Annotated in this window: 20 protein-coding genes and 2 riboswitches; of the genes, 7 read left to right on the top strand and 13 right to left on the bottom strand. The window is 62.0% G+C overall.

Going from position 1 to position 23187, the window contains the following annotated elements; translation table 11 throughout:
- Positions 1-119: 119 nt before the first annotated feature.
- Together FBX99_RS07305 and FBX99_RS07300 are read left to right on the top strand one after the other, a co-directional pair.
- Positions 120-2231, top strand: coding sequence for an ATP-binding protein (locus tag FBX99_RS07305; RefSeq protein WP_145131096.1), 2112 nt, complete (start codon positions 120-122; stop codon positions 2229-2231).
- A gap of 95 nt (positions 2232-2326) precedes the next feature.
- On the top strand, positions 2327-2587 hold the full coding sequence (locus FBX99_RS07300; protein WP_144925685.1) for a hypothetical protein: 261 nt from the start codon (positions 2327-2329) through the stop codon (positions 2585-2587).
- Between the two features lie 66 nt (positions 2588-2653).
- Here FBX99_RS07300 and FBX99_RS07295 read toward each other — a convergent pair whose 3' ends face one another.
- Complete coding sequence (locus FBX99_RS07295) at positions 2654-3175, bottom strand: DUF4142 domain-containing protein (RefSeq protein ID WP_144925687.1); 522 nt, start codon at positions 3173-3175, stop codon at positions 2654-2656.
- 216 nt (positions 3176-3391) lie between these two features.
- On the opposite strand from FBX99_RS07295, the gene FBX99_RS07290 reads away from it, so the two are divergent.
- Positions 3392-3628 (top strand): YdcH family protein, encoded by a 237-nt coding sequence (locus tag FBX99_RS07290; RefSeq protein ID WP_047703636.1) that lies wholly within the window; start codon positions 3392-3394, stop codon positions 3626-3628.
- Between the two features lie 102 nt (positions 3629-3730).
- Here the strand turns inward: FBX99_RS07290 and FBX99_RS07285 are convergent, their stop codons facing one another.
- The 4 genes from FBX99_RS07285 to FBX99_RS07270 all read right to left on the bottom strand — a co-directional run bounded on the left by FBX99_RS07285 (position 3731) and on the right by FBX99_RS07270 (position 7667).
- Entirely contained in the window at positions 3731-4594 is an 864-nt protein-coding gene (locus tag FBX99_RS07285; protein ID WP_144925690.1) for a LysR family transcriptional regulator, read from the bottom strand.
- A gap of 63 nt (positions 4595-4657) precedes the next feature.
- On the bottom strand, positions 4658-6376 hold the full coding sequence (locus FBX99_RS07280; protein ID WP_144925693.1) for a hydrogenase maturation protein: 1719 nt from the start codon (positions 6374-6376) through the stop codon (positions 4658-4660).
- A gap of 213 nt (positions 6377-6589) precedes the next feature.
- Positions 6590-6907 (bottom strand): SCP2 sterol-binding domain-containing protein, encoded by a 318-nt coding sequence (locus FBX99_RS07275; RefSeq protein WP_145131094.1) that lies wholly within the window; start codon positions 6905-6907, stop codon positions 6590-6592.
- 49 nt (positions 6908-6956) lie between these two features.
- Positions 6957-7667, bottom strand: a complete 711-nt coding sequence (locus FBX99_RS07270; RefSeq protein ID WP_144925700.1) for a histidine phosphatase family protein — start codon at positions 7665-7667, stop codon at positions 6957-6959.
- Between the two features lie 232 nt (positions 7668-7899).
- Between FBX99_RS07270 and sohB the strand changes: the two genes are divergently transcribed.
- On the top strand, positions 7900-8931 hold the full coding sequence (gene sohB / locus FBX99_RS07265) for a protease SohB (protein ID WP_144926079.1): 1032 nt from the start codon (positions 7900-7902) through the stop codon (positions 8929-8931).
- 203 nt (positions 8932-9134) lie between these two features.
- On the opposite strand, the gene FBX99_RS07255 is transcribed toward sohB, so the two are convergent.
- The 4 genes from FBX99_RS07255 to metH all read right to left on the bottom strand — a co-directional run bounded on the left by FBX99_RS07255 (position 9135) and on the right by metH (position 15826).
- Positions 9135-9629 (bottom strand): DUF934 domain-containing protein, encoded by a 495-nt coding sequence (locus FBX99_RS07255; RefSeq protein ID WP_145131092.1) that lies wholly within the window; start codon positions 9627-9629, stop codon positions 9135-9137.
- On the bottom strand, positions 9613-11265 hold the full coding sequence (locus FBX99_RS07250) for a nitrite/sulfite reductase (protein ID WP_144925706.1): 1653 nt from the start codon (positions 11263-11265) through the stop codon (positions 9613-9615). Before FBX99_RS07250 ends, FBX99_RS07255 begins: the two co-directional genes overlap by 17 nt.
- A 545-nt stretch (positions 11266-11810) precedes the next feature.
- Positions 11811-12029: a DUF2970 domain-containing protein gene (locus tag FBX99_RS07240; protein WP_144925709.1), complete on the bottom strand. Its 219-nt coding sequence runs from the start codon at positions 12027-12029 to the stop codon at positions 11811-11813.
- Between the two features lie 86 nt (positions 12030-12115).
- Complete coding sequence (gene metH / locus FBX99_RS07235; protein WP_144925712.1) at positions 12116-15826, bottom strand: methionine synthase; 3711 nt, start codon at positions 15824-15826, stop codon at positions 12116-12118.
- A 154-nt stretch (positions 15827-15980) separates the two neighbouring features.
- Between metH and FBX99_RS07230 the strand changes: the two genes are divergently transcribed.
- Together FBX99_RS07230 and nfuA are read left to right on the top strand one after the other, a co-directional pair.
- A complete protein-coding gene (locus tag FBX99_RS07230) occupies positions 15981-18272 on the top strand; it encodes a fatty acid cis/trans isomerase (RefSeq protein ID WP_145131090.1) in 2292 nt (763 codons plus the stop codon).
- A 115-nt stretch (positions 18273-18387) separates the two neighbouring features.
- A complete protein-coding gene (nfuA, locus tag FBX99_RS07225) occupies positions 18388-18972 on the top strand; it encodes a Fe-S biogenesis protein NfuA (RefSeq protein WP_024781251.1) in 585 nt (194 codons plus the stop codon).
- A gap of 206 nt (positions 18973-19178) precedes the next feature.
- Here the strand turns inward: nfuA and cobM are convergent, their stop codons facing one another.
- The 4 genes from cobM to FBX99_RS07205 form a co-directional block, all read right to left on the bottom strand.
- Positions 19179-19925 carry a precorrin-4 C(11)-methyltransferase gene (gene cobM / locus FBX99_RS07220; protein ID WP_144925721.1) on the bottom strand — a complete coding sequence of 249 codons (747 nt, stop codon included), beginning with the start codon at positions 19923-19925 and terminating at the stop codon, positions 19179-19181.
- A gap of 79 nt (positions 19926-20004) precedes the next feature.
- Positions 20005-20409, bottom strand: a complete 405-nt coding sequence (locus FBX99_RS07215; protein ID WP_144925724.1) for a cobalamin biosynthesis protein — start codon at positions 20407-20409, stop codon at positions 20005-20007.
- Entirely contained in the window at positions 20406-21113 is a 708-nt protein-coding gene (locus tag FBX99_RS07210; protein ID WP_144925727.1) for a CbtA family protein, read from the bottom strand. Before FBX99_RS07210 ends, FBX99_RS07215 begins: the two co-directional genes overlap by 4 nt.
- An 11-nt stretch (positions 21114-21124) precedes the next feature.
- Positions 21125-21313: a CbtB-domain containing protein gene (locus tag FBX99_RS07205; protein ID WP_047703624.1), complete on the bottom strand. Its 189-nt coding sequence runs from the start codon at positions 21311-21313 to the stop codon at positions 21125-21127.
- Between the two features lie 107 nt (positions 21314-21420).
- A riboswitch (cobalamin riboswitch) is annotated at positions 21421-21644 on the bottom strand.
- Positions 21645-21810: 166 nt separating this feature from the next.
- A riboswitch (cobalamin riboswitch) is annotated at positions 21811-22025 on the top strand.
- 97 nt (positions 22026-22122) lie between these two features.
- Between FBX99_RS07205 and cobW the strand changes: the two genes are divergently transcribed.
- The gene (cobW, locus tag FBX99_RS07200) at positions 22123-23187 is read left to right on the top strand and encodes a cobalamin biosynthesis protein CobW (RefSeq protein WP_144925730.1); all 1065 of its coding nucleotides are present in this window, start codon (positions 22123-22125) and stop codon (positions 23185-23187) included.

The raw sequence follows: 23187 nt of genomic DNA, 5'->3' as shown, positions 1-23187 counted from the left end.
CGCGGAGGCCTTTGGCTTGGCCGGCATGAAACCAAATGCCAACCTCGCGCTCGAAGGTCTGAGCACAAGGGGCTCGCGATATGCGATTCCCCGCAGCCATTCGAGGTTCAGAGTCGCCCATGGAGTTCTTATCCCAGCCTCACGGATGTCCCGGATGGGACGGTGAAATGGCCCGGCGCATCCGGGCGTACGATTGGCGCCAGACCGAACTGGGCCCTATCGAACGCTGGTCCGCCAGCCTGCGCAGTGCCGTCCAGGTGTTGCTGGCTTCGCCTTTGCCAATGGTCATGTTGTGGGGCCGCCAGGGCGTCATGATCTACAACGATGCCTACGCCGAGTTCGCCGGCGGGCGTCATCCTTATCTGTTGGGGTGCGCGGTAGAGCTGGGGTGGCCGGAAGTGGCCGAGTTCAATCGTCACGTGCTGGACGTCTGCCTGGCCGGAGGGACGTTGTCCTATCGCAGCAAGGAACTGGTCCTGTTGCGTGATGGCAAGCCTGAAGATGTGTGGATGGACCTTTTCTACAGCCCCGTGCCCGACGATGACCAGGCACCGGCCGGCGTGCTGGCAATTGTCGTGGAAACCACCGAGCTGGTCTTGTCCGAGCGGGCTCGCCAGGCAGCGGAACGCAGCTATCGCGCCGTCAATGAACGCATTCAGCTAGCCCTTGCGGCCGGGCCGTTGCTCGGCTCGTTTGTCTGGGACGTCCAGGCCGACACCCTGTCTGGCGACGAGCGTTTCGCCCGCACGTTCGACTACCCGCCAGACACACCGCTGGAGGCGTTGCCCGTCGAGATTGCCCGCCAGCGTGTTCATCCCGATGACCTTGATGAGCTCAAGCAACGCATTGAACTGACCTTGCGCACAGGGGCGTCCTTCAATGCCGAATACCGGGTGCGTCGCCCCCAGGGCGATGACCTGTGGGTGCAGGCCAGCGGTCGATGCGAGTTCGATGCGATGGGCAGGCCTCTGCGTTTCCCCGGTGTGCTGATTGACATCAACGAACGCAAGATTGCCGAAGCATCGTTGCTCAGGTTCACCCGTGACCTGGAGCAGCGGGTCGCCGATGAGGTCCAGGCGCGGCTGGCGGCCGAAGAGCAGTTGCGCCAGTCGCAGAAGCTTGAGGCCATTGGCGGGCTCACTGGGGGCATCGCCCATGACTTCAATAACCTGCTGCAAGTCATTGCCGGCAACCTGCATCTGCTGGCACGTCATGAGCCGGATAATGCCAATGTGCAACGCAGGATCAGTGCCTCCATCGAGGCGGTGGAGCGGGGCGCGAAGCTGTCATCGCAACTGCTGGCCTTTGCTCGTCGCCAGCCGCTGTCACCGGCGGTCTACAACCCCCGACGCATCTACGACGACCTGGAGGAATTGCTGCAACGGGCCTTGGGCGAGACCATCCGGATCGAAGTAACCCTGCCCGACGAGCCGTGGTGCATCCATGTGGATCGCAACCAGTTGGAAAATGCTCTGCTGAACCTGGCGATCAATGCCCGCGATGCCATGGGCGGCGATGGCATCATCCAGATACTGGGCGAGAATATCGTGCTCGACGAAGCGTCCTGTGCCGGCAAAGGCATCCCGGCGGGTGATTATGTGCGGTTGTCGGTCATTGACAGTGGCATAGGCATGCCGCCCGATATTCTCAAGCAGGTATTCGAGCCGTTTTTCACCACCAAGACCGATGGCCAGGGCACCGGGTTGGGCCTGAGCATGGTGTTCGGGTTCGTCAAGCAGAGCGGCGGGCATATCGAGATCGCCAGCGACATGGGCAAGGGCACGCGGGCGCAGATGTACTTTCCTCGCAGCTACCAGTCTGAAGCCGGTGAACAGACCCACGACTACACGCCCCAGCCCGGTAGGCATGAGACGATCCTGGTGGTGGAGGACAACGATGCGGTGCGCAGTGCATCGGTGGAGTTGCTCGAACAATCCGGCTATCGAACCCTCACCGCCGCCAATGCCGACGCGGCCATGAAGCTGTTGCTCGAAGGCGCCAAGGTGGACCTGATTTTCACCGACGTGGTCATGCCCGGCCTGATCAAGAGTTCCGACCTGGCGGCCTGGGCCAAGGTGCAGACGCCGCCAGTGCCGGTGCTGTTCACGTCGGGTCACACGCGGGACATCATTTCCCGCAACCATCAGTTGAGCCCCGATACCCATCTGCTGAGCAAGCCCTACGGGCCGGATGCGCTGACCCGTATGGTCCGGTCGGTGCTCGGCGGCTGAGCCCATTGCCGCAAACAAATGGAACCGAAGCCGTTGCGTTCCCTTCGAATGGTCAAGGCCGGTCATCAACCGGCCTCTGTCATGAAGAGGTGCCCATGAACGACGATCGTGCAAACACTGCGCAACCAGGCCAGACGCAGACCCCGTCACCACGCAACGACCCGGCCATCGATCCGCAACTGCCCGATGCCAGCCCGGCGGGTGCGGACCAGGCCCAGAGCGCTGCGGAGGAGGTCGACCAGAAAAAACACCACCAGGAAAACGACAATACCTTCAGCCCGGGCTTCAAGCCCGAGCCTGACCGGCCGAAGTCCGGCGATGACACGGACGCCGATATCGACACCGACGGCGGTTGATCGACCTGCGCAAAAAAAGGCTCGTCCTCCCGCGAGAACGAGCCTTTTTTTACAGTCAGGAAAATACTACTTGCTGGGGTGTGCTGCCTGGAGCTTCTTGGCCAGTTCCAGGTGGTGCTGCAGATCTGGCAGCATCTTCTGGGCGAATGCCTTGAGCTCGGTATTGCCAGGCTTCTTGTCGTCGGTGACGGTCTCGGCTTCTTTCTTGAACAGGGTGATGGTTTCTTCGTGGGCCTTGACCTGATTGTTGGCATAGGCGGCATCGAAAGATTCATCACGCATATCGAGAATCTTGGCCTTCGCCTTCTTCACCAGAGTGGTTTCGTCCGGCACTTCGATGTCATGCTTTTTCGCCAGGGTCATCAACTCCTGGTTGGCCTTGGTGTGGTCGGCGATCATCTTGTTGGCGAACTCCTTGACGTCCGCCGATGCGCTCTTTTGCAGCGCCAGTTTGCTGGTTTCGATTTCCGCAATGCCACCGGCCGCCGCGTTGTCGACAAAGTCGTTTGAACTCGCGGCCCACGCCATGCCCATGCTGGTACTCAGGGCAATTGCCAGGCCGAGTTGACGCAGGGTAAATCCGTCCATAGTTATTCTCCGTACAGGTTGTACAAGTGATCTTGAGTGTCACTGTTCAATGGAGAGCGGCGTATGGGTAAAGGTTTGATCGCAAAGCGATACGGTACGACGAACGGTCACCGCTGGTCGGATTGACGGTCGACAGAACGCCGCCTGCAAGGCCATCCTGATGATCGAGGCGCCCTCAAAGGCGCTTGCCACTGATCCACCAAAAGGAGGTGTTCCATGCCGGTGCCCCATGATCTGTGCCAGGATCTGAAGTGCGAAAAAGACCACATCCAGCAAAAGCGCAGCGAAAATCCAAGACTCGACTCTCTGCTTCAAAAATACTCACAGCTTGACGCCGAGGTGCTGGACGCCGAGAAGCCGACGTCCGCCGCACTGTCCGACGTTGCCCTGGAGACGCTCAAGAAGAAACGATTGCAGGTAAAGGACGAGATCATGGAGCACTTGCGCAAGTAACCTGAAGGCGCGGGGGGAGGGGCTGTGGCGCGGGGAATCAAGCGAAACGTCACATCGCCCCGCTGCGCCGCAAAACGCTCCCCCGCCTTTTAACGGCATGCGTCAACCCAGCGGATCCCAGCGCTGGGACCAGTCGCTGCCGCTCCTGACGATGCCCCGCAACACCTCGAACGCCTGTTGCAACGCCGCCGAATCCCGGTCCCGGGAATAAACCAGGTACGTTGGGTAATTGAACTCCGGTGCCTTGGGCACCCGCTCCAGGATGTTGCTGTCCAGGTAGCTTTGCACGACGCGCGTGCGGAAATAGCCGCTGCCGCCGTTTTCCAGGATGTATTGCAAGGCCAGAGGCCCGAGGTTGAAGGTGACGGCAGCCTTGGCCTTGTCCGGCAGGGCGGTGTCGTGCTGGCGACGGAAATCGACGCCCCAGTCGATATACACGTAGGGCTCCGGGCAACTGGCCAGGCGCACCAGGATCAGCTTTTCCTCCAGCAACTGTTCAACCTGCAGTCTTGGCCAGTATTCGGGTTGATACACCACCGCGGCATCCAGCAGGCCCAGCTCCAGTTGTTGCAGCAGTTTCTCGCCGTCGCGAATGTCCATGCGCAAGGCATGGCCGGGAATCGTCCGACGCAGTTCACGGGCCCAACTGAGCATCAAGGGATTGCACAGGCTGACCTCGCCACCGATGTGCAGCACATTGCGATAGCCTTCGGGCAGCGGCAGGTCCCGGCGGGCCGCTTCCCAGGTCTGCACGAGCTGGTTGGCGTAGACGACAAAGGCTTCGCCGTCGCTGGTCAGCCGCGCACCGGCGCGGTTGCGCACGAACAGCGCGCAGCCGAGCTGGCTTTCCAGTTTCTGTACCCGAGCGGTAATCGCCGTCTGGGTGACATGCAGCTTGTCTGCCGCCGCAGCGAGACTGCCGTGGCGGACAATTTCCAGGAAAGTGCGGGCGAGGTCGATGTCCATGTTCAAGCCGATGCAGGGGAAGCGGGCATTGTAAGAGTTGGCACGCCGCCCCGATACCGACAATCACTGGACGGCTTCGGCCTCCGTCATCCGTGCCCACGGTGCAACCAGCCGTTCCGGGGTACGACAGGCCTTGCGCTTGAATACGAAGTTACGACATTTTTCGGCGAAACCGTGACGATTCTCGACCATATCGCGCTGCATGTGTTGCAGCTCGCCATCCCGACAGGCCTGGATCGCCGACAGGCTTCGTTCGGCCTTGCGGGCCCGGATGGCTCCGTAGGCGGAATCGTGCCAGGCACCGTTGGCCCGTTGCAGCAACCACAGGCCGAACTCGTCGGGACAGCGTGGACCGATTTCCTGGACCATGCCGTAGCGCAATGCCTGGCGGGCGCTGATGGGCAGGCAATCCTGGGTCAGTGTCCAGGCCAGGTCCGGTCCAATGGCGCGAGGCAGGCTGTAGGTCCAGTATTCGGAGCCGTACAGGCCCATGGTTGCGTAGTGGGGGTTGAGCACGATGTCGCTGCGCGCCAGCACGACATCGGCGGCCAGGGCCAGCATCACACCGCCCGCACCGGCATTGCCCGTCAGGCCGCTGACGACCAGTTGCCGGGCGCTCAACAACTCGAGGCAGACATCGTCGATGGCCTGGATGTTGGCCCAGGCCTCCAGGCCTGGTTGGGCGGCGGCCTGGATCACGTTCAGGTGCACGCCGTTGGAAAAACTGCCGCGCCCGCCGCGGATCAACAGCACCTGGGTAGACCTGGACTTGACCCAGCGCAACGCGTCCACCAGGCGCCGGCATTGCTCGGTGCTCATCGCGCCGTTATAGAACTCGAACGTCAGTTCACCCACCTGGCCGCATTCCCGGTAGCGAATGGGTTGATAAGCCTCGTCGCTGAATGGCTGTCGGGCCAAGGAGCTGTCGAGCACCGGCACGCCGTTGAGTCGCTCCGCCAGTACATGACGCGCCGGCCGTTTGAAGGTCTGTTCGCCGGGGCGCGGCTTTTGGCGCAGGGCACCGATCCAGAGACTCGCGTCACCGGTTGCCACCAGCACTGCATCATCACGCACGGCCAGCAGCGTGCCAGGCAATCCACGGCGCACATCCAGATGGGCGTCATACAGGTAGAACTGGCCGCCTACCAGGCTCGCCAGCACGCCTGGCTGACCATCGGCAGCGTCGATGCAGCGCTTGATGAACAAGGCGCTATCGTGCCAGCTGAAGGTGCGGTCGTCCTGGGTCATGTTCGGCCGCAGGCGCCCGACCACGTCATGGCGGCTGTAATCCAGCGGCACCGGGACGAAACCGTTGGCAAACTTCTTCACGACTTCGCGGATGCAGCAGATGGCCGCATCGCTGACCGGACCGTTATACAACTCTGATTTGCGCAGGCCTTCGGGCAGGTTGAACTCGCAGGTGGCCCAGATCGGTCCGGCATCCATTTCCTCCACCGCCTGTAACGCCGTGACGCCCCAGCGTTCGGGTTGGCGCATGATGGCCCAGTCCAGCGCGCTGGCACCGCGATCGCCGACGATGCCCGGATGGATGATCACCACCGGTCGGTGGGGATTACGCCACAGTTGCTCGGGCACCCGGTCCTTGAGGAAGGGACAGATCACCAGGTCGGCCCCGCTTTGTTCGATTTGCCGACACACCGAATCCGGATCGGTGAACAGCACCACGCTGGGGCGATAACCGGCCTCGCGCAGATCCAGCCAGGCACGTTGGGTCAGGCCGTTGAATGCGGTCGACAGCAGGATGATCTTCAATGTGGGCATGACGTTCTCTTCCTTGAGATGAGCGAGCACCGGCTCCCGATGAGCCGTCCCTGGCTTCTGATGGAGGCGTCAAGTTAGCGCTTGGAGGGCGAGCCGGAACTGACCGGGATCAACGTTGTGCGTACTGGAAGAATTACCGGAGGACAGAAACGCAAATCCCGCCACGGGGGCGGGATTCGTTGCAGCCAGGAGCGCCCGGAAGGGGGCGCAGGCTCAGGCCGGGAACAGTTCGGAGAGTTTCATCGACAGCATCATGTCGCCTTCGACACGCAGTTTACCGCCCATGAATGCTTGCATGCCGTCGGTTTCACCGCTGACGATGCCCTTGAGGGTTTCGCTGTCCATCACCAGTGTGCAGTTGGCGTCGGTATCTTCGCCTTCCTGCAATTCACAGGTACCGTCCTTGACGATCAGGGCGTACTGCTTGTCTTCGTCGGTGATGTTGAAACCGAATACCAGGTCCAGGCCGGCAGCGGCGGCTGGGTTGAATTTTTCTTTCATCTTTTGTACGGCGTCTACTACGGAGGTCATGGTTTCGATCCTTATCGGGTGGATACAGCAAGGGTCTACGATTTCGGCCTCAGCGATAGGTGATGAGGTCCGGGGTCTTCAGCAGTTGCAGGTGAGCATGACTGTTGAAGGAAGCCAGGGCCACGTCGCGTCCCCTGAATTTCAGGTGGTTGAGCGAGGTGTTGACGATTTGCCAGTTCAGTTCGAAGGCCTGTCGGGCCGGTATCCGGGTGATCAGGTGGAGCAGGGCGGTAATCGTGCCGCCGGACGTGAACACGGCGATTTTGTGGCTGTTGTCGGCCTGTTCCAGGATGCGCTGCAGGCCGGCCTGGACCCGCTCGACGAAACCCTGCCAGCTCTCCAGCCCGGGCGGGTCGTACTGGCCGCTGAGCCAGCGCTCGACCACGAGGGCGAAAATCCGCTGGAATTCGGCACGGTTCTGCGCGGCATTGCGCAGGATGTACAGGGCCTCGGGCTCTTGGGGCAGCAGGTCCGGCAGCAGGGCGCGAATCACCGCGTCGGCGTCGAACTCGTTGAACGCGGCGTCGGTTTCCACTTCGGGGACCGGCAGCCCGGCGGCGGACATCCGGCCCAACGCGCCGGTGGCGGTGTCCTGCTGACGGCGCAGGTCGCCCGAGAGGCAACGATCAAACACGACACCTAGCTCCGCCATGTGGCTCCCCAGCACCTCTGCCTGGCGTACGCCATTGGGTGAAAGGACATCGTAGTCGTCCGCACCAAAGGAGGCCTGGCCATGTCGAATCAGGTAGATACTGCCCACGTCCGCGTCATCCCGGTACGTTGAAGGTTTGGCGAGGTTATGAGGATGGCCGTGAGCTGTCAATGAAAAAACATACGCTTGTTTGAAATGTCTGTTACAGCCTTGTCCAGCCTGGCCCGGGCTTAAGGTAACCACAGGTTTCCCGGCTGGTAGCGACGCAGGTGCATGGGTATGCTGAGAACGTTTAATGTCCGCCGTCGAGCGGCGAGTCGAGAATCTATTAGGAGTGATCGTGGAGTTCTTTATCGAATACGCCGGTTTTCTGGCCAAGACCGTGACGCTGGTCATCGCCATCCTGGTAGTGCTGGCCAGTTTTGCTGCCCTGCGCAGCAAGGGGCGGCGCAAGTCGGCCGGCCAGTTGCAGGTAAGCAAACTCAACGATTTCTACAAGGGGCTGCGCGAGCGTTTGGAGCAGACGCTGCTGGACAAGGATCAGCTCAAGGCCCTGCGCAAGAGCGAAGGCAAGGCTGAGAAAGCGCAGAAGAAGCAAAAAGACAAGCCGGCGACCAAATCCCGGGTATTCGTGCTGGATTTCGACGGCGACATCAAGGCCTCGGCCACCGAGAGCCTGCGCCATGAAATCACCGCGTTGCTGACCCTGGCAACGCCCAAGGACGAAGTGGTGCTGCGCCTGGAAAGCGGTGGTGGCATGGTCCACAGCTATGGCCTGGCCTCGTCGCAACTGGCGCGGATCCGCCAGGCCGGCGTACCACTGACCGTGTGCATCGACAAGGTCGCGGCCAGCGGCGGATACATGATGGCCTGCATCGGCGAGAAGATCATCAGCGCGCCTTTCGCCATCCTCGGCTCCATCGGCGTCGTGGCCCAGTTGCCGAACGTCAACCGCCTGCTGAAGAAGCACGACATCGACTTCGAGGTCCTGACCGCCGGCGAGTACAAGCGCACGCTGACGGTATTCGGTGAAAACACCGAGAAAGGTCGGGAGAAATTCCAGCAGGACCTGGACATCACCCACGAGTTGTTCAAGAACTTCGTGTCCAACTACCGCCCGCAACTGGCCATTGATGAAGTGGCGACCGGCGAGGTCTGGCTGGGTGTCGCCGCGCTCGGCAAGCATCTGGTGGATGAATTGAAGACCAGCGACGAATACCTGGCCGAGCGCGCCAAGAGCGCCGAGCTGTACCACCTGCACTATGCCGAACGCAAAAGCCTGCAAGAGCGCGTCGGCATCGCGGCCAGTGGCTCGGTGGACCGGGTGCTGTTGAGCTGGTGGAGCCGATTGACCCAGCAGCGGTTCTGGTAATCCTGGCTTCACCACCAATCCCTTGTGGGAGCGGGCTTGCTCGCGAAGGCGGTGGTTCAGTCGATATTGACTTGGCCTGACACGCTGCTTTCGCGAGCAAGCCCGCTCCCACAGGGGGCTGTGCCGACATGGCTGGTTTGCGATCAAAATAAAAAAGCCCTGAACCGGAATATCCGGATCAGGGCTTTTTCATTACAGCGGATTCAGCGACGACGGAACAGCGGCAGCGGTTCGTCAGTGGCGGCCTGGTAAGTCACCGAGAAGTCCTTGAGGCTTTCGAGGGCCTCAAAGGGGTCCTTGTCGGCACGCAGGGCGAACGCGTCGAAACCGCAACGGCGCATGTAGAACAGCTGGTCGCGCAGTACATCGCCAATGGCCCGCAGTTCGCCCTTGAAACCGTAACGGTCACGCAGCAGGCGGGCGTTGGAGTAGCTGCGGCCATCGGTGAAGGCCGGGAAGTTCAGGGCGATGACCTGGAATTGATTGGCGTCGTCGCCGATCTCTTCCGCTTCTTCGTCTGCATCCAGCCACACACCCAGGCCGCCATCGCGGACCTTGAGGGCGCGGGAATGATCACGCCACAGAGCCAGTGGCACGATTAGGTCGTCGCAGTTGGAAATACCATCGAGGGTCGCGTCCTTGGGCAGCAGGTGCCAGGTTTCGTCGATGACCTCGTTGTTCTTAATGATTCGCTGCATAGACGCGTTCCTTGAAGAGGTCGATGCCGATACGTTGGTAAGTGTCGATGAAACGCTCGTCTTCGGTACGTTGTTCGATGTACACGTCGATCAGCTTCTCGATCACGTCTGGCATGTCGTCCTGGGCAAACGAAGGCCCGAGGATCTTGCCCAGGCTGGCGTCGCGGCTGCCGCTGCCACCCAGGGAGACCTGGTAGAACTCTTCGCCTTTCTTGTCCACGCCCAGGATACCGATGTGGCCGACATGGTGGTGACCGCAGGCGTTCATGCAACCGGAAATGTTCAGGTCCAGTTCACCGATATCGAACAGGTAGTCCAGGTCATCGAAACGACGTTGGATCGATTCGGCGATCGGGATCGACTTGGCGTTGGCCAGGGAGCAGAAGTCGCCGCCAGGGCAGCAGATCATGTCGGTCAGCAGGCCGATGTTCGGCGTGGCGAAACCTTGTTCGCGCAACTCGCCCCACAGGGTGAACAACTGGCTCTGTTCGACGTCGGCCAGGATGATGTTCTGCTCGTGGGAAGTGCGCAACTGACCGAAGCTGTAGCGCTCGGCCAGGTCGGCCACGGCGTCCAGCTGCTTGTCGGTGATGTCGCCCGGCGCTACACCGGTCGGCTTCAGGGACAGGGTGACCGCGATGTAGCCAGGTTTCTTGTGGGTCAGGGTGTTGCGGCTGCGCCAGCGGGCGAAGCCCGGATATTCCTTGTCGAGTGCTGCGAAGTCCTGGTTGTCCAGGGCCTTGTATTGCGGGTCGACGAAGTGCTTGGCCACGCGATGGACTTCGGCTTCGGTCAGGGTGGTCTGGCCGCCACGCAGATGAACCATTTCGGCTTCGACCTTCTCGGCGAACACTTCAGGTGTCAGGGCCTTGACCAGGATCTTGATCCGCGCCTTGTATTTGTTGTCGCGACGGCCATAGCGGTTGTACACCCGCAGGATGGCATCGAGATAGCTCAGCAGGTCCTGCCAGGGCAGGAACTCGTTGATGAATGCACCCACCACCGGCGTACGACCGAGGCCGCCGCCCACCAGCACGCGGAAGCCCAGCTCGCCCGCTGCGTTGTAGACCGCCTCCAGGCCGATGTCATGGACTTCGATGGCGGCGCGGTCCGAGGTCGAGCCGTTGATGGCGATCTTGAACTTGCGCGGCAGGTAGGCGAATTCCGGGTGGAAAGTGGTCCACTGGCGGACGATCTCGCACCACGGACGCGGGTCGATCAGTTCGTCGGCCGCAACACCGGCGAACTGGTCGGTGGTGACATTGCGCAGGCAGTTGCCGCTGGTCTGGATCGCGTGCATCTGCACGGTGGCCAGCTCGGCCAGGATCTCCGGCACGTCTTCCAGGGCCGGCCAGTTGTACTGGACGTTCTGCCGCGTACTGATGTGGGCATAGCCCTTGTCGTAGTCGCGGGCAATCTGGGCCAGCTTGCGCACCTGGCGTGAGGTCAATTGGCCGTAAGGCACCGCCACCCGCAGCATCGGGGCGAAACGCTGGATGTACAGGCCGTTCTGCAGGCGCAGAGGGCGGAATTCTTCTTCGCTCAGCTCGCCTGCCAGATAGCGTCGGGTCTGATCACGGAACTGCTTGACGCGGTCCTCGATGATCCGCTGATCGTACTCGTCATATACGTACATATAAGTCTCGGTCTCAGGCTTGGGCCGATCAGAAACAGCTGCGTATTGGCTCGCTGGAATCGGGTTCTGCCTCGGCAATTCTGCGCGCACGGCCGCGCACTCCTATGGGAGCCGGTGCAAGATACCTGTTTTGAGTTATGCGCAAAAGTGATGTTTGAATATATGTAAAGAACCAAATGACCTAATGGGATCTATCGGCTCGGAACCCACATTTGTCGTATGGGCAATCATCGTCTTAACTGTGGTCGAGTCCCTATGCAATCACCTAAAAAACCGACAAGAGGCGATGCAATGAGCAATCCGACCAAAGCAAGGAAAAGCGACAGTACCGTTGATGCCTGGGCCATTCTGTTCTTGATTATCCTGGTGGTGGGCACGGCGGTGTTCTGGGTCAGTCACCAGTAATCGGTTATTCAACGCAATAAAACCTGTGGGAGCGGGCTTGCTCGCGAAAGCGGTGGTTCAGTCGATATTGACTTCGCCTGACACACCGCTTTCGCGAGCAAGCCCGCTCCCACAAGGTTGTGTTCTGCAGATAGGTTTCTTTACATCCCCGCCAGATGCACCACCAGCTTGACGATACCGAACAGCGTCAAGGCGAAGATCACCGTGAAGGCGATGCCCAGTATCACGAAGTGACTCGGTTTGCCGTGGGTGAAGTCACGGGCGCGGTTCTTGCCGCTCTGCACGCCGAAGGCGGCGGCCAGCACGCTGTGCATCATCTGCAGCAGGGTCGGCGGCTTGTTGTCGACTGGATCGTCCATAAATCCCTCGTCTGCCATGGGTTTGGGGCAAGCATAGACAACCCGCGAAAAAAGATCGCGACCGGTGCCGGCCGCGATCTTCCGGATCAGCTGTCGTAACCCAGGTTCGGCGCCAGCCAGCGTTCGGTCACGCTCAGCTCCTGCCCCTTGCGGCCGGTATAGCTCTGGACCTGGTCCTTGTCGATCTTGCCCACGGCGAAGTACTGCGCCTGGGGATGGGCGAAGTACCAGCCGCTGACCGCTGCCGCCGGGAACATGGCGTAGTGCTCGGTGAGGAACACGCCGCTGCGGCCGGCCTTCAATTCGCTGGCCTCGGGGTCGAGCAGGCGGAACAGCGTGGCTTTCTCGGTATGATCCGGACACGCCGGGTAACCGGGGGCAGGACGGATGCCGGTGTACTGCTCCTTGATCAGCGCCTCGTTGTCCAGGCTTTCGTCCTTGGCATAACCCCAGTGTTCCTTGCGCACCTGCTGGTGCAGCCACTCGGCGCAGGCCTCGGCCAGGCGGTCGGCCAGGGCCTTGACCATGATCGAGTTGTAGTCGTCGCCGGCTTCCTGGTAGGCCTTCGCCACTTCCTCGGCACCAATGCCGGCAGTGGTGATGAAGCCGCCCACGTAGTCGGTCACGCCGCTGTCCTTCGGCGCGACGAAGTCGGCCAGGGAGAAGTTGGGCTTGCCGTCGGTCTTGATGATCTGCTGGCGCAGATGATGCAGGCGGGCCAGCGGCTTGCCGTCGTCGCCGTAGACTTCCAGGTCGTCGTCATGCACCTGGTTGGCCGGCCAGAAACCGAACACCGCCCGGGCGCTGATGAGTTTCTCGTCGATCAGCTTGCGCAGCATCGCCTGGGCATCGGCGTACAGCGCGGTGGCCGCTTCGCCGACCACTTCATCGGTGAGGATGCGTGGGAACTTGCCGGCCAGGTCCCAGGAAATGAAGAACGGCGTCCAGTCGATGTATTCAGCCAGAACGTTCAGGTCGATGTTATCCAGCACTTTGGCGCCGGTGAACGTCGGCTTGACCGGTTGGTAGCTGCTCCAGTCGAACTGTGGCTTCTTGGCAATGGCGGCGGGGTAGCTCAGGCGTTCGGTGCGGGCGCTGCGGTTGGCGGTGCGCTCGCGTACCTCGGTGTAGTCCTGGCGGGTTTTCTCGACGAACGCCGGTTTCAGTTCCTTGGACAGCAACTGTGTCGCCACCCCGACAGCGCGGGAGGCGTCGGTGACGTAGATCACCGCGTCATTGCTGTACTTGGGTTCGATCTTCACCGCAGTGTGGGCCTTGGAAGTCGTGGCACCACCGATCATCAGTGGCAGATGGAAATCCTGGCGCTGCATCTCGCGGGCCACGTGCACCATCTCGTCCAGGGACGGCGTGATGAGGCCGGACAGGCCGATGATGTCGCATTTCTCGTCCTTGGCCACCTGCAGGATTTTCTCCGCTGGCACCATCACGCCCAGGTCGACGATGTCATAACCGTTGCAACCGAGCACCACGCCGACGATATTCTTGCCGATGTCATGGACGTCGCCCTTGACCGTGGCCATCAGGATCTTGCCCTTGGCCTCCGGCTTGTCGCCTTTTTCCGCCTCGATGAACGGAATCAGGTGGGCCACGGCCTGCTTCATCACCCGGGCCGACTTGACCACCTGGGGCAGGAACATCTTGCCGGCACCGAACAGGTCGCCGACGATGTTCATGCCGGCCATCAACGGGCCTTCGATGACTTCGATAGGACGGGCGAACGACAGGCGCGATTCCTCGGTGTCTTCGACGATGTGGGTGGTGATGCCCTTGACCAGGGCATGCTCCAGGCGCTTGTTGACGTCCCAGTTGCGCCATTCCTCGGTTTCCGCTTCCTTGGTGCTGCCGTCGCCCTTGTACTTGTCGGCGATGGCGAGCAGGGCGTCGGTGCCTTCCGGGGTGCGGTTGAGGATCACGTCTTCCACGGCATCGCGCAGTTCCACCGGGATCTGGTCGTAGATCTCCAGCTGGCCGGCGTTGACGATACCCATGGTCAGGCCCGCGCGGATCGCATACAGCAGGAACACCGAGTGAATCGCCTCGCGTACCGGGTTGTTGCCGCGGAACGAGAACGACACGTTGGACACCCCGCCCGAGGTCAGCGCGTAGGGCAGCTCGTCACGGACATAGGCGCAGGCGTTGATGAAGTCCACGGCATAGTTGTTGTGTTCTTCGATACCGGTGGCGACGGCAAAGATGTTCGGGTCGAAGATGATGTCTTCCGGCGGGAAGCCCACTTCATTGACCAGGATGTCGTAGGAGCGCTTGCAGATTTCCTTTTTGCGCGCCTCGGTGTCGGCCTGGCCGGCTTCGTCGAACGCCATCACCACCACGGCGGCGCCGTAGCGTTTGCACAATTTGGCGTGATGGATGAACTGCTCGACGCCTTCCTTCATGCTGATGGAGTTGACGATGCCCTTGCCCTGGATGCACTTGAGGCCGGCCTCGATCACTTCCCATTTCGACGAGTCGATCATGATCGGTACGCGGGAGATGTCCGGTTCGCCGGCAATCAGATTGAGGAAGGTCACCATGGCCTTCTTCGAATCGAGCATGCCCTCGTCCATGTTGATGTCGATCACCTGGGCGCCGGCCTCGACCTGCTGCAGGGCCACTTCCAGGGCTTCGGTGTAGTTGTCTTCGCGGATCAGCCGGGCGAATTTGGCGGAACCGGTGATGTTGGTCCGCTCGCCGACGTTGACGAACAGCGAGCTGCGATCGATGGTGAACGGTTCCAGGCCCGACAGGCGGCAGGCCCGGGGGATTTCCGGAATCTGCCGCGGAGCATAGCCGGCCACGGCCTGGGCGATGGCTTCGATGTGCGCAGGGGTGGTGCCGCAGCAGCCGCCGACGATGTTCAGGAAGCCGCTCTGGGCGAACTCTTCGATGACCTTGGCGGTTTGCGCTGGCAGCTCGTCGTACTCACCGAACTCGTTGGGCAGGCCGGCGTTGGGGTGGGCCGAGACGTGGGTGCTGGCCTTGTTCGACAGCTCTTCCAGGTAAGGGCGCAGTTCGCGGGCCCCCAGGGCGCAGTTCAGGCCCACGGAGATCGGCTTGGCGTGGGCCACGGAGTTCCAGAACGCTTCGGTGGTCTGGCCGGAGAGGGTGCGGCCGGAGGCGTCGGTGATGGTGCCGGAAATCATGATCGGCAGCTCGACGCCCAGTTCTTCGTAGACCCCTTGCACGGCGAAGATCGCCGCCTTGGCGTTCAGGGTGTCGAAGATGGTTTCGATCAGAATCAGGTCGGCGCCACCCTCGATCAGGCCTTTGGTGGCCTCGGTGTAGTTCTCCACCAGTTCGTCGAAGGTCACGTTGCGATAGCCGGGGTTGTTCACATCCGGCGATAGTGAGCAGGTGCGGCTGGTCGGGCCGAGCACGCCGGCGACGAAGCGTGGCTTGTCCGGTGTTTCGAGGGTCTTGGCGTCGGCCACCTTGCGGGCCAGGCGCGCACCCTCCAGGTTCAGCTCATAGGCCAGGCCTTGCATGCCGTAGTCGGCCTGGGATACCTGGGTGGCGTTGAAGGTGTTGGTTTCGAGGATGTCGGCGCCGGCGTCCAGGTAGGCTTTTTCGATGGAGCCGATCACGTCGGGACGGGTCAGCACCAGCAAATCGTTGTTGCCCTTGACGTCGCTCGGCCAGTCGGCGAAACGCTTGCCACGGTAGTCCTGTTCCTCCAGCTTGTAGCTCTGGATCATCGTGCCCATGCCGCCGTCGAGAATCAGGATACGTTCCTTGAGGGCCTGCTGGAGAAGATAAAGGCGAGCGCTGCGATCGGACATAGGACTACCTGGAGAAAAGACCATTACGAAGCCAGGAATCATAGCAAACCTGTGCCAGATTTGATCGTGGACGGCTTTTTCATGAATGTTGCTCATGTTTGCAAGGGGCTGCTGGCCCGGTAGAATCACCGTTCCATCTCTTAGGGACCGAGACATGCCGTACCGCGTCTTATTCGGCAGTCTGTTGCTGCTGTTGTCTTTTACCGCAGCCGCCAAGGATCCCCTACCAGCGCTGTCCTACACCCGCGACATCCAGCCGATCTTCACCGAGAAATGCGTGGCCTGCCACGCCTGCTACGACTCCGCCTGCCAGTTGAACCTGGGCAGCGGCGAAGGCGCGGCCCGGGGCGCGAGCAAAATGTCGGTGTATGACGGCGAGCGCCGCCAGGCCGCCGTCCCGACCCGCTTGTTCTATGACGCTTCCGGCCCACAGGCCTGGCAGCGCAAGGGCTTCTATTCCGTACTCGATGCCCAGGGCAGCCAGGCTGCATTGATGGCGCAGATGCTGGCGTTGGGACACGGCGCACCGTTGCAGCCCAACGCCAAGTTGCCGGAAGACATCGTGCTGGGCCTGGAGCGTGAAAACAGCTGCGCGATGCCGGGGCAATTCGATGGATACGCTGCCGCCCACCCCAGGGAAGGCATGCCCCTGGCGGTCACCGGCCTGACCGATCAGCAATACCAGACCTTGCAGCGCTGGCTGGCCGCCGGCGCCCCCATCGACCAGCAAGCCTTGGCTCCCAGTGCCGCCGAAGCCTTGCAGGTGCTGCAATGGGAGAACCTGCTCAACGCCCCTGGCGCCCGGCAAAGCCTGGTGGCCCGCTGGTTGTTCGAGCACTGGTTCCTGGCGCATATCTATTTCAAGGACGGCGAGCCGGGGCATTTCTTCCAGTGGGTGCGCTCGCGCACGCCCAGTGGCCAGCCGATCGACCTGATCAATACCCGGCGCCCGAACGACGACCCCGGCACCCGTGTCTATTACCGACTCTGGGCGGTGCAAGGGGTGATCGTGCACAAGACCCACATCACCTACGGGCTGAGTGCGGCCAAGCTGGCGCGGATCAAGAGCCTGTTCTACAAGGGCAACTGGCAGGTCACGGCGTTGCCCGGCTATGGGCCGGAGCGCCGCTCGAACCCGTTCTCCACCTTTGAAGCGATCCCGGCCCAGGCCCGCTATCAATTCATGCTCGATAACGCCGAATATTTCGTGCGCACCTTTATCCGGGGCCCGGTGTGCCGCGGCCAGATCGCCACGGATGTGATCCGCGACAACTTCTGGGCGCTGTTCCAGGCCCCTGAGCACGACCTGTACATCACCGATCCGAACTATCGCGGCCAGGCCACGCCATTGCTGGCGATGCCGGGGCAGAACGATGATGTGGGCAGCGTTGTCAGCCTGTGGCTCGACTACCGCGACAAGCGCAACGCCTACGAGGCCTTGCGCCGGAACAATTACGCCGAACTGCCGGCGCCGAGCTGGTCGACGCTGTGGGCCGGCAACGACAATGCCTTGCTGAGTATTTTCCGGCACTTCGACAGCGCCTCGGTTACCAAGGGCCTGATCGGCGAAGTACCGCAGACAATGTGGCTGTTCGACTTCCCTTTGCTGGAACGCACTTACTACCAGTTGGCGGTGAATTTCGACGTGTTCGGCAACGTTTCCCATCAGGCTCAGACGCGGCTTTACTTCGATCTGATTCGCAATGGCGCGGAACAGAACTTCCTGCGCCTGATGCCGGCCGGTGCCCGGGAAGGCTACCTCGACGACTGGTACCAGTCCGGTGGAAAATTCAAGATGTGGCTGGATTACGAGAGCATCGACAATGACAAACTGACTGCCCTCAAGCTTGACGAGCGCGACCCCAAGGGCGATTTTGCCCGGCAATTGCTGCTCCGCTATGGCGAACTGAATGCGCGACCCGACCCGATCAACCGTTGCGACGGCGCCTATTGCTCGCGCCCGAACATCGCTCCGGCCCTGCAGAACGCCGAGCAGGCCCTCAGTCGCCTGGTATCGCGCCCGGCGGCGGGGCTTCGGGTGATCGACCAGTTGCCGGAAGCGACGATGCTGCGTGTCGAAACCGCCGATGGCCATCGCGAGGTCTACAGCCTGCTGCGTAACCGCGCCCATAGCAACGTGGCGTTCCTGCTGGGTGAGGAGCGGCGCTACCAACCGGGGCTGGACACTTTGACGGTGTACCCGGGAGTGCTCAGCAGCTACCCGAACTTCATGTTCAATGTCCCCGCCGGGCAAGTCCCGGCGTTCGTCGACGCCATGGAGAGCGCTCAGGATGAGCATGCGTTCCAGCGGATTGTCGAACGTTGGGGAATTCGTCGCAGTCACCCGCAGTTCTGGTACTACTTCCATGACCTGAGTCGCTACATCGAGGAAACCGAGCCCTTGGAGGCCGGCGTGCTGGACATGAATCGGTACCAGAACCTCTGACCGGCCTGTCCGGCGGCGAGCCCGTACCGCGGGCTGCTTTCCTGACAAAAATACTGGGACTTTGTCCGGCGCCCTGATTTGGCGTAAACTGCCGGCAAGCCTGCGAGGAGTTTCCATGACCGCCATTACGATTACCGATGCCGCCCACGATTACCTGGCCGACCTGCTGTCCAAGCAGAACACACCGGGTATCGGGATCCGCATCTTCATCACCCAGCCCGGCACCCAGTACGCAGAGACGTGCATTGCCTACTGCAAGCCGGGAGAAGAAAAACCCGAAGACACCGCGTTGGGGCTCAAGAGCTTCACCGCCTACATCGACTCGTTCAGCGAAGCGTTCCTGGACGATGCGGTGGTCGACTACGCCACCGACCGGATGGGCGGCCAACTGACCATCAAGGCACCGAATGCGAAAGTGCCGATGGTCAACGCCGACAGCCCGATCAACGAGCGCATCAACTATTACCTGCAAACCGAAATCAACCCGGGGCTGGCCAGCCACGGCGGCCAGGTGTCGCTGATCGACGTGGTGGAAGACGGCATTGCGGTGCTTCAGTTCGGCGGCGGCTGCCAGGGCTGTGGCCAGGCTGACGTGACCCTGAAGGAAGGTATCGAGCGCACGTTGCTCGAGCGTATCCCGGAACTCAAGGGCGTGCGCGACGTGACTGACCACACGCAGAAAGAAAACGCTTACTACTGATTGTTGCGGGCCGGCCTGCCGCCATCGCGAGCAGGCTCGCTCCCACAGGATCTGTGGTGGATACATAATTTGCGGCCACCCCGACCCCTGTGGGAGCGGGCTTGCTCGCGAAGTCGTCAGCACAGTCAACATCGATGCAGACTGACCCACCGCTTTCGCGAGCAAGCCCGCTCCCACAAGGGAGTTGTGCTGAGCGGCTGACGGGTTCAGGGCCTGTACAGATGGGCATGCCCGGCGCGGTAGAGCGATGATTCGCTGAACACGTCGTTGCCCAGCACCCGCCCCACCAGAATCAGCGCCGTGCGGCGAAAGCCCTTGGCGTGCACCTTTACGGCAATGTCGGCCAACGTCCCCACCACCCAATCCTGATCCGGCCATGTCGCCCGGTGAATCACGGCAATCGGGCAATCCGCGCCGTAGTGGGGCCACAACTCTTCGACGATTCTTTCCAGATGATTGACCCCCAGGTGGATCGCCATGGTCGTTCCATGCTGTGCCAGGCTGGCCAGTTCTTCCCCGGCAGGCATGGCGGTCTTGTCCGCGTAGCGGGTGAGAATCACGCTCTGGGAAATGTCCGGCAAGGTCAGTTCGGTGCCCAGCAGGGCGGCGCAGGCTGAGGTTGCGGTCACTCCGGGAATGATCTCGAAGGGGATGTCCAGTTCCCGCAGGCAACGAATCTGCTCGCCGATGGCGCCGTACAGGCTCGGGTCGCCCGAATGCACCCGGGCGACGTCCTGGCCGTTGCGATGGGCTGTCTCCATCAGCGCGATGATCTGTTCCAGGTGTAGTTCGGCGCTGTTGATCACCTGTTCGGCGCAGTGGCCCTCGAGCACGGCGGCGGGCACCAGGGAGCCGGCATAGATGATCACCGCGCAGCTGCGCACGAGCCGCTGGCCCTTGACAGTGATCAATTCCGGATCGCCAGGGCCGGCGCCAATGAAGTAGACGGTCATGACCGGTTCCTGAAAATAGAGTGGGGAGCGATGTCTGAATGAAGATCGCTCATGATCCATGGGGCACGATTATCGGGTTTTACGACGCGACCGCCAATGCCAGGGTAGCCTGGGCGCACTTCTGGCGGGGAATCCGCAAGGTGGCGGTCGTTTTGCCCAATCGTTCGGCGAGGGCCAGCGCCGCGCTTTCGGCCACGCCATAGCAACCTGTGCGCTCGAAAGCGACCTGCGAAGGGTGGCTGAGCCGTTCCCGGTAACCCGCCAACTGCGCGGCACTGAAGAAGGTCAGCGGCAGGCCCAGTTGCCCCGCCAATTCGAGCAGGCCCGGTTCGTCACGTTTGAGATCGATACTGGCCAGGGCGCCTACCGCCTCAAGCGCGATCCCATGGGCCTGCAACGTCTCATCCAGCAATATTCGCAACACGCTGGCCGGGCAACCGCGCTGGCAGCCCAGGCCAACCACCAACACCTGCCCGCTATTCATGCCTCGTGGCGAGCTTGACCGTCACGGCGGAACAGCCAGGCGCTGATCAGGCCCAGGGCCAGCCAGAACGCGACGTTGGTCAATTGCGAGGCGATCTTGAACTGGCTTTCAAGGGCTTCGGGCGCCAGCATCGAGTGGACTTCCGGCTGCGGTGCGCCGATAACATGGGGCACCAGCAATGTCGCCACACCCAGCAGCTTGAGCAGCCAATGCCTGCCGAACGCGATCAGGGCGATGCCCACGGCCGTGGACGCCGCGGTGCCGATCCACCACATTTGCCGTTGAGCCAGGTCGGCCGCGGCGGTACCGGGCAGTTCCGGCGGCAGGCCGAGGGTCGGTGCGAGGACGAAGGTGGCATAACCGGCCAGGCCCCAGAGCAGACCCTGGGAGGTGCGGGTGGGGGCGCGCAAGGTGTACAGACCCGCCAGCATCAGGGCGAAACCCACCGCGACCACCAGATTGCCACCAGTGGTGGACAGCACGCGCTGCCAGCCATCTTCGGGCTCCCAGGCTTCGGCATCATGGGTATGGGCGACGCCGTCGGCATGCTGGTGAGCCTCGACAGCGACTTCGGCAGCCGGGGCTTTTTCATAGGTTTCGGCCTGCAGGATCAGCGGCGAAACCCACAGGCTTTGCAGAAGGGTCAGCAGCAGGGCGGCCAGCAAACCACTGAACCCGGCGGTTTGTGCGATACGCTTGATCATGTCGGCAGGTCTCAATGGCACGGAAAGGCGGCGCTGTGGCGGGTGTCGTGGGCCGCGTTGTGCACCGCCTCGATGTGGGAGAAACCGGCGAAATAGACCAGGCCGGCACCCATGATCGAGGCGAGGATCGCCGCGCTCAGGCGCTGGCTCAGGGTCGTGGTGCTGCTGGCGGTGCGGGCGGTGGTGCTGATGGTCGACATGGCGCTTCCCTCTGTTCTTGTCTTGGTCAGTGGGTAAATCGAGCGCAATGAAACCCCGGGCAAAAAAGCCCGTCAGGATCCGAACAGCGCCCGCCCACCGCGGGTTTGTTGATGTTTGAGTTATGGGCCGGTCTCCGGGCTCACGAGGGGCAGGGCCTGGGCCTTGCCTGCAAGCGCCACCTTCCCATGCCATCGGGCACAGTGGATCTGACGCTTCGCTCGCTTACCGTTGCGGGGGCAGCACCGGACTGACGTGGCCTGGAAGTAAAGCACACGATTCACCGGTTTCCCGTTTCACCCTGTGAAGGGCACCCATTACTAGGCGCACAGGAGAGCATGGCTGGGGGTGGGGCGTCAATGAAACCGAGTCGCGGCCATCGCGAGCGGGCTCGCTCCCACAGGGGAATGCATTTCAAATGTGGGAGCGAGCCTGCTCGCGATGAGGCCGGCACAGACGCCACAGAACTCGAAGACATTGACCCGCCACCACACCCTGCGTAGCCTTGCGCCTTCGAGGTTCTTCGGTTTGCGCCGAAGCTAAGAAGGGAACGCGGTCCAAGCCGCGGCTGCCCCCGCAACTGTGAACGGTGACGTTCCTGCCAGGCCACTGTGCATGCCGCACGGGAAGGCGCAGGAATTGCCAGGGCTTTCCATGAAAGCCGGGACCGGCCCGCCGTCAGCCAGGAGACCTGCCTCGAGACAGATTCTCACTACAACCGGGCGGGGTGATCCGGTGGCGAAATCTTCCGCGCACCCTTGTGCCTGCGGTTGTCGTCCCGTTTGCCCGCCACCTTGCCAAAGGGCATCCGATGAAAACACTGGCCAAACTTCCCGTCACTATCGTTACCGGGTTCCTCGGCTCGGGCAAAACCACGTTGCTGCGACACATGCTCGATAATGCCCAAGGCCGGCGTATTGCGGTGATCGTCAACGAATTCGGCGAGCTGGGCATCGACGGTGAGATCCTCAAGCAGTGCTCCATCGGCTGCACCGAAGAAGAAGCCAACGGCCGCGTCTACGAGCTGGCCAACGGCTGCCTGTGCTGCACGGTGCAGGAAGAGTTCTTCCCGGTGATGCGCGAGCTGGTGGCCCGGCGCGGCGACCTCGACCATATCCTCATCGAAACGTCCGGCCTGGCCTTGCCCAAGCCGCTGGTCCAGGCTTTCCAGTGGCCGGAAATCCGCAGTGCCTGCACCGTCGATGCGGTGATCACTGTGGTCGACAGCCCGGCCGTGGCCGCTGGCACCTTCGCCGCTTTCCCCGACCAGGTCGATGCCCAGCGCAAGCTCGATCCGAACCTGGACCACGAGTCGCCGCTGCACGAACTGTTCGCCGATCAACTGGCGAGCGCCGACCTGGTGATCCTCAACAAAGCCGACCTGATCAGCCCGGAAGACCTGGCGAAAGTCCGTCTTGAGGTAGCCGAGGAACTGCCACCGGCGGTCAAGGTCATCGAAGCCAGCAGCGGTCGCCTGCCGCTGGAGGTGCTGATCGGCCTGGGGGCTGGTTCCGAAGAACACATCGACAGCCGCCACAGCCATCACGACCACCATCATGACGGCGACGATGACGACCACGATCATGACGCCTTCGATTCCATCTCCATCGAGCTGCCCCAGGCCGACGAAAGCCTGTTGCTGGACGCGCTGACGCAACTGGTGGTCCAGCACGGCGTGCTGCGGGTCAAGGGCTTTGCGGCGATCCCGAACAAGCCGATGCGCCTGCTGATCCAGGGAGTGGGCACGCGTTTCGACAAGCATTTCGACCGCCAGTGGGGCGCCGATGAAGCGCGGGTGACGCGTCTGGTGTTGATTGGCCAGGCGCTGGATGCCGGGCTGCTTGAAGCGCAGCTGCGCGCCGCCCTCAGCGTCTAA

The sequence above is a fragment of the Pseudomonas sp. SJZ074 genome (assembly GCF_007828215.1).
Taxonomy (GTDB): Bacteria; Pseudomonadota; Gammaproteobacteria; order Pseudomonadales; family Pseudomonadaceae; genus Aquipseudomonas.
The sequence above is the reverse complement of the archived record's forward strand: the minus strand, read 5'-3'. Positions and strand labels throughout refer to the sequence as shown.